Source organism: Testudinibacter sp. TW-1 (assembly GCF_050613185.1).
GTDB lineage: Bacteria > Pseudomonadota > Gammaproteobacteria > Enterobacterales > Pasteurellaceae > Chelonobacter.
On sequence record NZ_CP192511.1, the window covers coordinates 1,796,524 to 1,809,897 of the forward strand.

A 13,374-nucleotide genomic window follows, 5' to 3' on the forward strand; every position below is an offset into this window, starting at 1 on the left:
CTCGGGCGGATATATCATCCGCCCCTACTTTATTTCATTCACTTGTAGCGTAATTATCAGATTTTGATTACTCCGCCAAATACGTAATCGGCTCTAATACCGCACTTTCAATTTCTAACCGGCGCGAACTTTGCAGCGTGTTTTGTCGATTTTTAATAAAAAAGCGCGAAGTTAGGGCTTTTTCGCCGCCGTTTAAGAAAATTTCGATCACCGAACGGTCAATAAAAATGTCCACCTGTTGTAAATCTGCAATCGCACAATAACGCTGTTCGCCCAAGCTCAACATACTTTCCGTTTGTTCGGTTGCGCGGCGATCCAAACAGAACACGTCGTTTTGATAACTTAACGTTAGATGTTGCCCTTCGGCATTATCAAACAGTTGCAAGCTAAAATCGCTGTTTTGCGGGTTAAATGTTAGATAACGGCAATCCAAATCCGCCAATTCCGTGGCTTGTTGCAACGAAAGTGCGGTCAGGTTTTGCGGATAATACTGTTCGAGCGGGGTTTGATAAATCCGATTATTTTTCAAGGTCAAACGGCGCGGCATGGTGAGGGTGGAATGCCAGCCGTATTCATCGCTCGGATACTGTAAATCCGGCAACCCAACCCAGCCGAGCATGACCGCACTTTGGCTGTTATCCAATCCGGCAAAGGTTTGCGGTGCGTAAAAGTCGAAACCGTAATCCAATTCGGCAAAGGCTTCCACTTCAAAATCCAACTTATCCAGTTTGCCGATCACATAGGTGGAATGGTAGTTATTTTGGAACTGCCGTGCTTCACGTTGTTTGCCTTGCGGTGACCAAATAAACAGATCTTTGTCGCCGATTTTCAGCAGATCAGGGCATTCCCACATAAAAATATGGCGGTTGTCGAAATCCGATAGGGTCAGTTCGCCCAACAGTTGCGGCGGCGTGTTGATATTGTCCATTTCAAACACGATTGCCGTGCCGCTTAAATCCTCACGTTGCGCACCGCAAATAAACCGCACTTTGCCGTCGGCAGTGAAATACGGCTTCGGATCACGCACGTGTTCGCTGTAACCGGTCGGGGCGCAGGTCACCAAGGGGTATTTATCCAGCAATTTTCCCTCTTTGCTGAACACGGCGATATTTTGGTACGGAATGCGTGCGTTATCACTGCTGCGGCGGGTGTTGCCGGTGTAAAACGCGGCGATGTAATCTCCTAACGGCAATGCGCCGCCGGAATAACAACCGTGTGATTCGAACATTTCGGTCGGAATCAGCGGATCGGCGAGGGTAAAGTGTCGGAAGTCAGGCGTGGTATAGTGCAGCCAGTGTTTCATACCGTGCATGGCACTGTAAGGATACCATTGGTAAAAAATGTGGTATTTCTCACCGTCGAACACCAAGCCGTTCGGATCATTGATTAAGCCGAACGGCGCGGTCAAATGGTAATCAGGGCGGAAATCCTGATCAGCGGCAACCTGTGCCGCCACCGTATCGAGTTCGCCCTCTTCGGCGGCAAGCAGACTTTTATATTTTCCCTGATTGAAAATCAACATCGGATTTCCCCTTTCTGTTAATTAAGCCGATTGCGCCAAATAATCGGCTAACTGTTGCTGATTCGGCAATGCCGCCATTGCGCCTTTGGCGGTGGTGGCTAGTGCGCCGCAAGCATTGGCTTGGCGGATAATCGGCACAAGATTCTCCCATTGCTGCCAGTTTTCGGTTTGCGATAAGCCGGCAAGCAAACCGCCGACAAAAGCGTCGCCTGCGCCGGTGGTGTCCACCGCTTGCACCGCTTTGCCGCTAATCAGTTGCTGTTCACCATTCAAATGCACCAACGCCCCGGCTTTGCCCTTGGTAACAATAATCAGTTTTTGCGGATAATAGGCGGTGATGGTTGCCAAAGCCTGTTCTAAGGTCTCTTTTTCGGTCAGCAGGGTGAGTTCTTCTTCGGAAAATTTCAGCACATCCGCCAACTCAACTGCCTGCATGACAGTCATGCGCATAATGTCCTCATTTTCCCACAGCGAAAGACGCAAATTCGGGTCGAACGACACCATGCCGCCGATTTGTTTGACTTGCTGCATTGCATTCAGCGTCGCTTGTTGTGACGGGTTATTCAACAACGCAATCGAACAGCAATGCAACCACTCGCCACGGTTAAACTGCGGTACATCGTCGCTTTGCAGAAACTGATCCGCACTGGGATTGACCATAAAGGTGAAACTGCGCTCGCCGTCGTCGTCCAAATCGACCACCACCGTCGACGTGCGGTTTTGCGGATCAAGCAGCATGAAATCGGTGTTGACGTTTTCTTGCTGTAAGACGTTTTTCATAAAACGCCCGAGCGGATCATCGCCCACCCGCCCGATAAACGCGCTTCTTCCGCCCAGTCTGGCAATCCCGACGGCAACATTGGCAGGCGCGCCGCCGGGCGCTTTAATATAGTGATTCTCTCCCTCGGGAATCAAATCCACCACCGCGTCACCTAATACCCATACTTTTTGTCTCATACTGTTACCTTTCTACTTGCTGGAAGATTTGGCTAAAATTTTAGCTAAAACGGTTTAGGTAGGCAAGGAAAGTGCGGTTTTTCTTGAAAGTAGGACTGGAAAATGTGATCTGGATCTAAAAAGTGCGGTCGTGAAACCGCACTTTGGTGATTAAAATGTCTTTTCAAAAATCAGATTGGCATTTTTCTGCGTATAGGAATACATCGACGGCAGGTTGCTGGCTTGTTTTTTCCAGTTGAAATGCAGCTTCGGCGTAATGCCCCAAACGTGCCAGTCGCGTTTCCACAGGGTTAAATTCACGTTATAAATCTTATCGTTGCGCACTTTACCGAGCGGAATCATCTCGCCCAATTTGGCTTGGTCTTTGTAGTGGCGTTGGGCGTAAGACAAGCCCAAACGCGAGGAAGTGCCCCACTGCCACTCTTGCCCCCAACCAAGGCGCAGAGTGCGAGTATTGTTGCTGTATTGCCACACACGGGTTTGTTCCCGATTGTAATCGCTACCAAAATAGAAAAATTGGCGCGGGCTGCGTAACCACAGCAGGGTGGCGGAAGCCAGTTGGCTATGTCCGTTCAGGTTTTGGTTGTCATAATAATGCTGTTCGGCGTGTTCCAGTGCGGTTGAAAGTTGCCAGTTGGCGTTTAGCCAGCGGCGATATTCGCCCCGCACCCCGTTCGCCCACTTATACGATTGATTGCCGTACCAGCGTTTTTCATAAAACGGCAACACGGAAAGCGTTTGCAGCGCACTTTTATGGCTGTAACCGAGGTAAGTGCGGTGATAAATGTCATCGTAAGCGTGATTATCCCAAAAATTCTTACCGAACAGTTCCGTGCCAAAATGCAGATAATGGGCGGCGCTCAGGTTGAAATCCCGCTCCAGACTGAATGAGTAGGCAATGCCGTGTGCCGACTGCGGCAGCATACGCTCGTCTTTGACAAAGCCGGTGTTCTCGATTTCACGGTTGGACGAGGTGTTATTGACATTGCCGTCACGCAAGTAATAGGCACTGAAACGGCTTTGCCAGCCGCTGCGTTGCTGCAATGCGTCCAGATAGGAATCAATCAGCTTGACCACCGGCGCAGGCACGCCGACCGCACTTTTGGCTTTTTCAAACTGATCGCGTGCCGCATTGTCTTGTCGATCTTGAAACAGGCTTTTTGCTAATTCAATGCGCACCGGATTGAGGTCGGGATTGACGGCGAGGATTTCACGAAAACGGCTAATCGCCAGCGGATAATCTTGCGCCAGTTGCGCAAGAGTGGCTTCGGCAAATTGAATTAAAATTGGATCATGCTGCGCAAAAGTGCGGTAAATCGCCAGCAATTCTTGAATCAATTCAGGGTTGCGTTGCTGCAAAGCAAGATTGAGCCAATCTTGGGTTAATTGCGGACTTGCCAACAATTGCGCCCGACTCACCCGCAACGGCGGCACCGCACTTGGCGTTGAATCGTCCAGGGTTTTCAATGGCGCAGTTGGCAACGCGATATTTTGAATGCTGTCAGGTTGCGTTGTTTGCTGAATCGGAGTCGAGGTTTCTGCTACCGCACTTAACGCACAAAGTGCGGTTAGGCTTGTTACTAAAAGAGATTTTTTCATGTTTTTTCTTAAAAAGAGAGGCGCAGGTGCGCCTCAATTAATTTGTTATACAACCTAAATAATTATTTGGCAGCATTAAACACGGCTTTGGTTTCATATCCCCATCGATCGGTTAATGTTGCTGAACCAGCCACTTCAGCTGCACCACGTCCCATAAATTTTCCTTCATAAGTACCGGAAAGTGGCATATCCATTAGACCTTTATCGGTGGTTTTAGCATTACCTGTAAAAGTGATTTCGCCATTTTTAGCGGTAATTGCTGTTTTGGAGAGTTCAGTTTCTCGCCAAATATTTTCGAAGTGCATTTGAGTTATATCACCAGAAATGGTTTTTTTATCAAAGTCAGCATTGAGTGTAACCGTACCTTCTGAAATATTGTCAGTAATGGCGATATAACTTGTTCCTTGATATTTAGCAGAGCCTTTTAACGTTTCTAATTCATTGGCGTTTGTTGCTCGTCCGGAGTAGATTACCATCGCATCGTTGGCATTACGTCCATTGACTGTGCCAGTAGCTGAAACACCGGCAATACCGGAGTCATTTAGGTTATTGCTGTAAGTATCATAAGCTGCTTCGATGTTTAATACTTTACCGTTAGTCACGGAACTACTGCTTACGGATTGGCTAGATCTTCCTTTGCCGGAGCCATCCGCAGCGACTAATTTGGCTAAACCATCTTCATTTGTCCAAGTGTCTTTTTTAATAGGCTCTAAAATGTCGCTGTTATTTAAAGATGTTGCGGTATAAACATAGGCGTTGGGTTCAGTACGCGCTAATTCGGCTAAACGAGCTTCTTCAGCTTTACGGGCTTCTTCGGCTTTACGGGCTTCTTCGGCTTTACGGGCTTCTTCGGCTTTGCGCACTTCTTCAGCTTTACGGGCTTCTTCGGCTTTGCGAGCTTCTTCGGCTTTACGCGCTTCTTCGGCTTTACGGGCTTCTTCGGTTTTACGCGCTTCTTCAGCTTTACGCGCTTTTTCGGCGGTGGAATTATCGGTAGCCGGTGTCACTGTTGTTGATGTATTGGTGTTTGCGGCAGGTTTATTGTTTGATCCGCCACCCGACGATCCGCAAGCGACTGCGCCGAGAGAGATTAAAATAGCCAAAGCAGTGGTTTTTATTGTGGGTTTCATAAAATATTCCTTATGGTTTACGCTTAGAAAAATGTAAATAAAATTCACAGTTAATGATTTCTTCACTCCAAAACAGATAAAAAATCATTAAACTTTCTCAGTTTAAAAAAAAAAAAAAAAAAACAAGGCTTTAGCGATCTTTATGCGGAAACTTTGATCTTTGTCACATTAGAAATAAAAATGGAGTAAAATTTCAAAAAAGAGAGGGGGAAGTTCAGAGAAAAAATAGAAACGCGCTATCGGTAGAAGAGCGGATAGCGCGTTGAAAAAGAAGTGAATTAGTAAATCACGTTGTTGTGATAACGCGACAGAATCGCTTGGATATGATCCATTTTTTCTTTGCTTGGCGGCAGTACGTCTTCCAGCTCGTATTTTTCGCCCATCGCTTCCCATTTGTGTTGTCCCAAACGGTGATAAGGCAGCAGTTCGATTTTTTCGATGTTTTGCATATCTTTGATAAATTCGCCGAGCAGAGTGACGGAGTGATCGTCGTCGGTGTAGCCCGGCACGACCACATAACGAACCCATGTGCGTTGGTTGCGTTTTTGCAGGTAGCGGGCGAATTCGAGGGTGCGCTTGTTCGGCACGCCGATCAGGTTGTGGTGAATGGTATCGTCAAGCTGTTTCAAATCCAGTAGCACCAAATCAGTGACATCAAGCAGCTCGTCAATCACGTTGTCGTAACGGCGCACAAAACCGTTGGTATCCAGACAGGTGTGAATGCCTTGTTCTTTACAGGCGCGGAACCAATCGCGCACAAATTCCGCCTGCAAAATCGCTTCGCCGCCGGACGCGGTTACGCCGCCACCGGACGCGTTCATAAAATGACGGTAGGTCACCACTTCTTTCATCAGCTCTTCAACCGTGATTTCTTTGCCGCCGTCTAAATCCCAAGTGTCGCGGTTGTGGCAGTATTTACAGCGCATTAAACAGCCTTGTAAAAACAGGATAAACCGAATCCCCGGCCCGTCCACCGTACCACAGGATTCGAAAGAGTGAATGCGTGCTTTAATCGTCATAGCAGTACCAAAAATGCAAAATTAGAGAGTAAAAGTGCGGTCAATTTTACCTGAAACAACCGCACTTTGCGATAGAAAGTCTGATTTGAATGTGGTTAGGTGTATTTTTCAAGGAATTGGGCTGGGGTTAAAATTTCAAGTGGCAGGTATGTTAATGCTACAAAATCTTTATCACCGGTGATTAATATATCAACATTTTCTAAAAGTGCGGTCGCAATCACCGGATAGTCTTTTTCATCTCGAATATAAACATCCAAATTAAATTTGGTTGGTGTATAGACTAATTCATAGCTGATGATAGAAAGTAAGCGATCAATAACCTCTAATTTATGGGGGAATTTTCGTTCCATAACGGTTTGTAATTCATTTGCAACGTAAGATGCAAGTACCATTGTGTTTTCAACAGCAACGACTTCGATTAAGCGGGTTCATTCGCGCTGACGGAAAAAGCAATGCAGATAGTAATACATTAGTATCTAACATGATTCGCATTAGCTTGCTTTCCTTAGCATTTTGATTAATTCAACTACATCATCTTCAGAGTACAGCCCGGCTTTTTCCGCTTCGCCTTGGAAAGCTCGCTGTGCTTCTTTTATGGCTAACATCGTGGAATTCAGAATTTCAACTTTGCCGTTGTTTTCAACAAATAATAATTTATCGCCTTCTTTCAAATTTAATTTTTTGCGAATAGCGATAGGAATGGTGATTTGCCCTTTTGAGGTGATTTTTGCAAGTTCCATGATATACTCCTTTCATTCCTTACTATTCAGGAATTCTTTTTTTTGGGATTGTGACACAGTTTGATCTAGCGTGCAAGCAACAAAAAACCCCGCCAATCGGCGGGGCTTGGGAGTGAGATTAAACCCGAATTACATGGTTTGGGTAAAGGTACGGGTAATCACGTCTTTTTGTTGTTCTTTGGTCAGCGAGTTGAAACGTACCGCGTAGCCGGAAACACGGATGGTTAATTGCGGATATTTTTCCGGGTTTTCCATCGCGTCTAACAACATTTCACGGTTCATCACGTTAACGTTCAGGTGCTGTCCGCCTTCGATCGTCGCTTCGTGGTGGAAGTAACCGTCCATTAAACCTGCCAAGTTGCGTTTTTGCGCTTCGTAATCTTTACCTAACGCATTCGGTACGATAGAGAAGGTGTAAGAGATCCCGTCTTTGGCGTAGGCAAACGGCAGTTTGGCAACCGAAGTCAGGGAAGCCACCGCACCTTTTTGGTCACGGCCATGCATTGGGTTCGCTCCCGGTCCGAACGGCGCACCGGCACGGCGACCGTCCGGAGTGTTACCGGTTTTTTTGCCGTAAACCACGTTAGAGGTGATGGTCAATACCGATTGGGTTGGCACTGCATTACGATAGGTTTTCAGTTTTTGAATTTTCTTCATGAAACGTTCAACCAAGTCACAGGCGATATCGTCAACACGGCTGTCGTTGTTACCGAATTGCGGATATTCGCCTTCGATTTCGAAGTCAACCGCAATACCGTCTTCATCACGAATCGGTTTCACTTTGGCATATTTAATTGCGGACAAGGAGTCGGCGGCAACAGACAGACCGGCGATACCACACGCCATGGTGCGATACACATCACGATCATGCAATGCCATCAGTGAGGCTTCGTAGCTGTATTTGTCGTGCATGTAGTGAATGATGTTAAGTGCGGTCACATATTGTGTCGCCAACCAGTCCATAAAGCTGTCTAAGCGGTTCATCACATCATCGTAATCCAAATATTCGCTGGTGACTTTATCGGTTTTCGGACCGACTTGCATTTTCAGTTTTTCATCAATACCGCCGTTGATTGCGTATAACATGGTTTTTGCCAAGTTCGCACGGGCACCGAAGAACTGCATTTGTTTACCGACGATCATCGGGCTGACGCAGCAGGCGATGGCGTAGTCATCGTTGTTGAAATCAGGACGCATTAAGTCATCGTTTTCGTACTGTACGGAAGAGGTGTCGATAGACACTTTGGCACAGTAACGTTTGAAACCGTCAGGCAGTTTTTCAGACCACAGAATCGTCATATTCGGTTCCGGAGACGGCCCCATGGTGTAGAGCGTGTTCAAGAAACGGAAGCTGTTTTTGGTGACCAGGGTGCGACCGTCCAAGCCCATACCGGCTAAAGATTCGGTTGCCCAGATTGGATCGCCGGAGAACAGTTGATCGTATTCCGGGGTGCGCAGGAAACGCACCATACGCAGTTTCATCACCAAATGGTCGATTAATTCTTGCGCTTGTTCTTCGGTGATTTTGCCGGCTTGCAGATCACGCTCGATATAAATATCCAAGAAAGAGGATACGCGACCGAATGACATCGCCGCACCGTTTTGTGATTTCACCGCCGCCAAATAAGCGAAGTAAGTCCATTGCACCGCTTCTTGTGCGTTAGTCGCAGGGCCGGAGATATCGTAGCCGTAGCTCGCTGCCATTTGTTTGATTTGACCTAAAGCGCGGTGTTGTTCGGCAATTTCTTCACGCAATTGGATTGTCATTTGCAAATCTTCGCCTTTTTCCAAGCGTTCTTGCAACGAACCGAATTGTTTGAATTTGTCTGCCATTAAGAAATCAATTCCGTACAGCGCGACACGGCGGTAGTCACCAATGATACGCCCGCGACCGTAAGCGTCCGGTAAACCGGTTAACACCCCGGATTTACGGCAGCGCAGAATGTCAGGAGTGTAAACGTCGAACACGCCTTGGTTGTGGGTTTTACGGTATTCGGTGAAGATTTTTTTCACTTGCGGATCCAGTTCGCGACCGTAAACTTGGCAAGAACCTTCCACCATTTTGATCCCACCGAATGGAATGATCGCACGTTTTAATGGCGCATCGGTTTGCAAACCGACGATTTTTTCCAAATCTTGTTGGATATAACCTGCCGCATGGGAGGTGATGGTGGAGATGATGGAGGTATCGAAATCATACGGTTCGTGGGTTTTGTTTTCCACTTTGATCCCTTCCATCACTTTTTCCCATAATACGTCGGTCGCAGGAGTCGCGCCGGCGAGGAAAGCTTCGTCACCTTCATACGGGGTGTAGTTCAATTGGATAAAATCGCGTACATTGACATTTTGCTGCCAGTCGCCGCCTTTAAATCCCGCCCAAGCCTGTTGCTGAAGTTCAGTTAATTGTGTCATAGCAATACATTCCTTAATTTAGAAGAAATTAAAACGATTATACCGACAGCACCGCACTTTATCCGTAGAGATAAAACCATCGATACGTTAAACCAGTTAGTGGTGTTCGCGAGTCAAATACCACTGCATTAAGGCGATACACACCGCACCGCCCACGATATTCCCTAGTGTCACCGGGATTAAATTTTTAACAATAAAATGCGCCGCATCCAAATCGGCATATTGTGCCGTATTAAGACCAAGTGTCTGCCAAAATTCAGGGCTGCTGTAGTGTGCAGTTACAATCCCCATCGGGATCATAAACATATTGGCAACACAGTGCTCGAAGCCGGAGGCGACAAACATCGAAATCGGCAGAATCGCCGCCAGTGTTTTATCCGTCAGGGTTTTACCGGCATACGCCATCCACACCGCGATACACACCATAATGTTACAAAAAATACCCAGACTAAAGGCTTCGACCCAGGTGTGGTGGATTTTGTGCTGAGCAGTATTCAAAATCACCAAGCCCCATTTGCCGTCCGCCGCCATCGTTTGTCCGCCGAACCAAACCAGCGCGACGATAAACAGACTGCCGACAAAATTTCCGGCATAAACCGCACCCCAGTTACGCAACATTTGGAAGGTGCTGATTTTCTTCTCCACCCGAGCCAAAACCGTCATGGTTGAGGAGGTGAACAGCTCGTTACCGCAGACAATCACCATGATAATCCCGAGTGAAAACACTATGCCGCCGACAAATTTCGCCATGCCCCAAGCGACATCGGCTGCGCCGGTTTGCGTGGTGGCATAAAAGACAAAGGCAATCGCGATAAACGCCCCCGCCGGAATTGCCGACATAAAAGAAAGAAACTGATTTTTTTGTGCCTTATACGCCCCGGCATTCACCGCCACCGTGGTAATCTGCGCCGGATTCAACATATTGGAGGAGTTATTTGTATCTGTGCTCATCTTTGATTGTTTCCCTCGAAACTAAACATTTTTTTAAGATTTATTATTTTTTTTTAGCATTATAATTTTTTGCTGATACACAAACAAATCATTTTGAGACGCTATTCTATGTTATCTCACAAACTGTGATATAGATCAAATCAGGCTGTTAAGGCAGGGTTAAGATGTTATTTTATGGTTAAATTTGTGTTTTGATATTTAACGGAAAAGTGCTGATTGTGTAAACAAAGAGATTATAGTTTGGGATTATTTAGTAGGTGAAATAGCGTTCATGTTATTTTCTTGAACTCCTCTCATTTGTTGGTAGCATACTGGGATTTTTGCGCAATAGCAACTTGCCAAAAACCGTTAACTTCATTATTCTGGCTTCAATTTGTAGCAGATAATAAGGATAGCAGAATGACAACGACAGCCGCGCCGCAAGAAACGATTTTCAGTAAAATTATCCGTCGTGAAATTCCGGCGGATGTGGTGTATCAAGATGAATTGGTGACCGCATTTCGTGATATTTCGCCCCAAGCCCCGACCCATATTTTGATTATTCCGAATAAGCTGATTCCGACCGTCAATGCGGTGACGGCCGAAGACGAACAGGCTTTGGGGCGTCTGTTTGTGGTGGCGGCGAAAATCGCGCAGCAAGAGGGCATTGCCACAGAGGGCTATCGCTTAATTGTGAATTGTAACCGGCACGGCGGGCAAGAGGTGTTTCATTTGCATATGCACTTGGTCGGCGGCAAAAAACTGGGCGCAATGTTGGCAAAATAGGAATCATTGATGAAACGTTTTCTTCTTATTATGTTCGGCAGTGCCATGTTAGCGGCGTGTTCCAGTGCGCCGCCGCGTTATTTAGCTGACAGCGAGCCGATTGTGAATATCGACGCCGGCGTAGCCGCGGCAATTGAGGTGAAAGCCGGCGCCGAGCAGGTGGGGTTGACCAATATTAGCCAACGGCTGTTGGCATTACAGTATCAAATCACGTGGTATGATAAAGATGGCGTGACTCAGCTCAAAGACTGGTCGCAATTGCCGCAATGGGTGCAATTGGCGTTACCGCCGCAGCAACGTGAAATCATTGGTTTGGAAAAACCGACCCGGAACAGCAGTAATTATCGTATTTATATTAAAGGGCATTAGATAAGCCGTGTCATTATCCTCGATTCTGAATGCCGATTTTTGGACGGCAAAAGTCGTTTCTTGCCAGCCATTGGCGGGCGCGAGCGGCGATTCTTACGGCGTGCAACTGGAGAATCGGCAACGGTTTCTGCTGCGTCGGCAAAATGAGACGTTGCAACGCTTGGGAGCCGGGCGCGAATTTGAGGCGGATCTGCTATTCAGCCTGCAACTGTTGCCGTTTGTGCCATCGGTTTTTCATCAGGGGAATGATTTTCTGGTGCAACATTGGGTCGAAGGCGAACCGTTGGCGCAATGGAACGAACCGCACTTGGCGCAATTGGCGCTGAATTTACAGCAGTTACACCATTTTTCGGTGCTGCATTCGGCGGAAATCAATACGTTGCCACAGTTGGATCTGATTCGGCGGATTTTTTCCTTGTTGCAACAACTGCCGTCAGAACAGCATGGCGGTTGGCTAATGCAATTGGATCAATTAACCCCTTTTGTTGAAAGTGAGATTCAAGTGATTGCCCACCATGATCTTCATCCGCACAATATTATCGTACAGCCGGATGGCAGTTTCAAACTCCTCGATTGGGAATATGCGGCATGGTCCGAACCCGCCTTGGAAATGGCGTTTTTATTGGCGAATAACGAATTAAGCCAGGATCAGCAGCGCTATTTATTGCAATATTATTTGCAGGGAAACACTTTGTTGCAAAAAGAATGGGCGTTCGGTCAGGCGATTGCGAGTTATTTGCCGTGGGTGAAATTGCTCAACCGTTTGTGGTGGCAAGTGCGGCAAACGCTTGCGTCCGAATCTGTCGCGCAATAGACAAAATATAATCGCAAACACGTATAACAGGAAATTTTATGTCGACACTACTTATTGACTTGCAAGCCTATGAATTAACTACGGAAGAAGTGGAATTGTTGCAACATCCGCTTGTCGCAGGGGTGATTTTATTCAGCCGTAACTTTCACGATCGCCAACAACTGCAAGGCTTAATTCAATCGGTGCGGCAGCGGGTGAACAAGCCGCTGTTAATCACGGTTGATCAAGAGGGTGGTCGGGTGCAGCGTTTCCGGGACGGTTTTAGCTGTTTACCGGCAATGCAAGCCTTCGCCGCACTTGAAAGCGATGTTTTAAAACAACGACAACTGGCACAACAAGCCGGTTGGTTAATGGCGGCGGAAATGACCGCATTGGATATTGACCTCAGTTTTGCACCGGTGTTGGATTTAGGACATCAAAGCAAAGCCATTGGCGATCGCAGTTTCGGGGATGAAGTGCGGTCGGTGAGTGCGCTGGCGGAGGCATTTATCGACGGCATGGCGCAAGCCGGCATGGCGGCAACCGGCAAACATTTTCCGGGGCACGGACACGTTATCGCCGATTCGCATTTGGAAACGCCGATTGACGGGCGTGCCAAAGAGATGATTTTTGCCCACGATATCCAGCCGTTTGCCGAGTTGATTCAGCGGGGCAAATTACAAGCGGTAATGCCGGCACATGTGATTTACAGCCAATGTGACAGCCAACCGGCGAGCGGTTCGGCGTATTGGCTGAAAACGGTATTGCGCCAACAGCTCGGTTTCGACGGCGCGATTTTCTCCGATGATCTGGGCATGAAAGGCGCTGGTTTTATGGGGGATTTTGTGGAACGCTGTCAAGCCTCGCTTAACGCCGGTTGCGATCTGTTATTGCTGTGCAATAAACGCGAGGGCGTGATTCAGGTGTTGGATAATCTGCAACATCAAGCCGACCCGGAAAGCCAAGTGCGGTTAAACCGTTTGTTTAAACGGAAAACCATCGAATGGAACAGCCTGCAAGCCACAAGCCGTTGGGTTGAGGCAAACCGCACTTTAGAGCAATTGCAACAATGCTGGTTGGAGCAAAAAGCTGCATTTGTAAAATAAGCATTTGCTAT

The 13,374-nt window shown here is 47.3% G+C and carries 13 protein-coding genes; 4 read left to right on the forward strand and 9 right to left on the reverse strand.

Annotated features, from left to right (window positions below; all coding sequences use genetic code 11):
* Positions 1–67: 67 nt before the first annotated feature.
* The 9 genes from ACQ31U_RS08605 to focA form a co-directional block, all read right to left on the reverse strand.
* Positions 68–1,522, reverse strand: coding sequence for a glycoside hydrolase family 32 protein (locus ACQ31U_RS08605; RefSeq protein ID WP_431051186.1), 1,455 nt, complete (start codon positions 1,520–1,522; stop codon positions 68–70).
* Positions 1,523–1,543: 21 nt separating this feature from the next.
* The gene (locus ACQ31U_RS08610) at positions 1,544–2,479 is read right to left on the reverse strand and encodes an aminoimidazole riboside kinase (RefSeq protein WP_431051187.1); all 936 of its coding nucleotides are present in this window, start codon (positions 2,477–2,479) and stop codon (positions 1,544–1,546) included.
* A 150-nt stretch (positions 2,480–2,629) separates the two neighbouring features.
* Entirely contained in the window at positions 2,630–4,078 is a 1,449-nt protein-coding gene (locus ACQ31U_RS08615; protein WP_431051189.1) for a surface lipoprotein assembly modifier, read from the reverse strand.
* 62 nt (positions 4,079–4,140) lie between these two features.
* Positions 4,141–5,208: a factor H binding protein domain-containing protein gene (locus ACQ31U_RS08620; protein WP_431051191.1), complete on the reverse strand. Its 1,068-nt coding sequence runs from the start codon at positions 5,206–5,208 to the stop codon at positions 4,141–4,143.
* Between the two features lie 278 nt (positions 5,209–5,486).
* Positions 5,487–6,227 (reverse strand): pyruvate formate lyase 1-activating protein, encoded by a 741-nt coding sequence (gene pflA / locus ACQ31U_RS08625; RefSeq protein ID WP_431051193.1) that lies wholly within the window; start codon positions 6,225–6,227, stop codon positions 5,487–5,489.
* 95 nt (positions 6,228–6,322) lie between these two features.
* Positions 6,323–6,619 (reverse strand): putative toxin-antitoxin system toxin component, PIN family, encoded by a 297-nt coding sequence (locus ACQ31U_RS08630; protein WP_431051195.1) that lies wholly within the window; start codon positions 6,617–6,619, stop codon positions 6,323–6,325.
* A gap of 99 nt (positions 6,620–6,718) precedes the next feature.
* A complete protein-coding gene (locus tag ACQ31U_RS08635; protein WP_431051197.1) occupies positions 6,719–6,967 on the reverse strand; it encodes an AbrB/MazE/SpoVT family DNA-binding domain-containing protein in 249 nt (82 codons plus the stop codon).
* A 129-nt stretch (positions 6,968–7,096) separates the two neighbouring features.
* A complete protein-coding gene (gene pflB, locus ACQ31U_RS08640) occupies positions 7,097–9,379 on the reverse strand; it encodes a formate C-acetyltransferase (RefSeq protein WP_431051199.1) in 2,283 nt (760 codons plus the stop codon).
* A 96-nt stretch (positions 9,380–9,475) separates the two neighbouring features.
* A complete protein-coding gene (gene focA / locus ACQ31U_RS08645) occupies positions 9,476–10,330 on the reverse strand; it encodes a formate transporter FocA (RefSeq protein ID WP_431051201.1) in 855 nt (284 codons plus the stop codon).
* A gap of 399 nt (positions 10,331–10,729) precedes the next feature.
* Between focA and hinT the strand changes: the two genes are divergently transcribed.
* From hinT to nagZ, 4 genes are read left to right on the forward strand one after another with little or no spacing between them, the layout of a single operon-like run.
* The gene (gene hinT / locus ACQ31U_RS08650; protein WP_431051203.1) at positions 10,730–11,095 is read left to right on the forward strand and encodes a purine nucleoside phosphoramidase; all 366 of its coding nucleotides are present in this window, start codon (positions 10,730–10,732) and stop codon (positions 11,093–11,095) included.
* A gap of 9 nt (positions 11,096–11,104) precedes the next feature.
* Positions 11,105–11,464, forward strand: coding sequence for a YcfL family protein (locus ACQ31U_RS08655; protein WP_431051205.1), 360 nt, complete (start codon positions 11,105–11,107; stop codon positions 11,462–11,464).
* 7 nt (positions 11,465–11,471) lie between these two features.
* Positions 11,472–12,278 (forward strand): phosphotransferase, encoded by an 807-nt coding sequence (locus ACQ31U_RS08660; RefSeq protein WP_431051207.1) that lies wholly within the window; start codon positions 11,472–11,474, stop codon positions 12,276–12,278.
* Between the two features lie 38 nt (positions 12,279–12,316).
* On the forward strand, positions 12,317–13,363 hold the full coding sequence (gene nagZ / locus ACQ31U_RS08665; protein WP_431051209.1) for a beta-N-acetylhexosaminidase: 1,047 nt from the start codon (positions 12,317–12,319) through the stop codon (positions 13,361–13,363).
* The last annotated feature ends 11 nt before the right edge of the window (positions 13,364–13,374 follow it).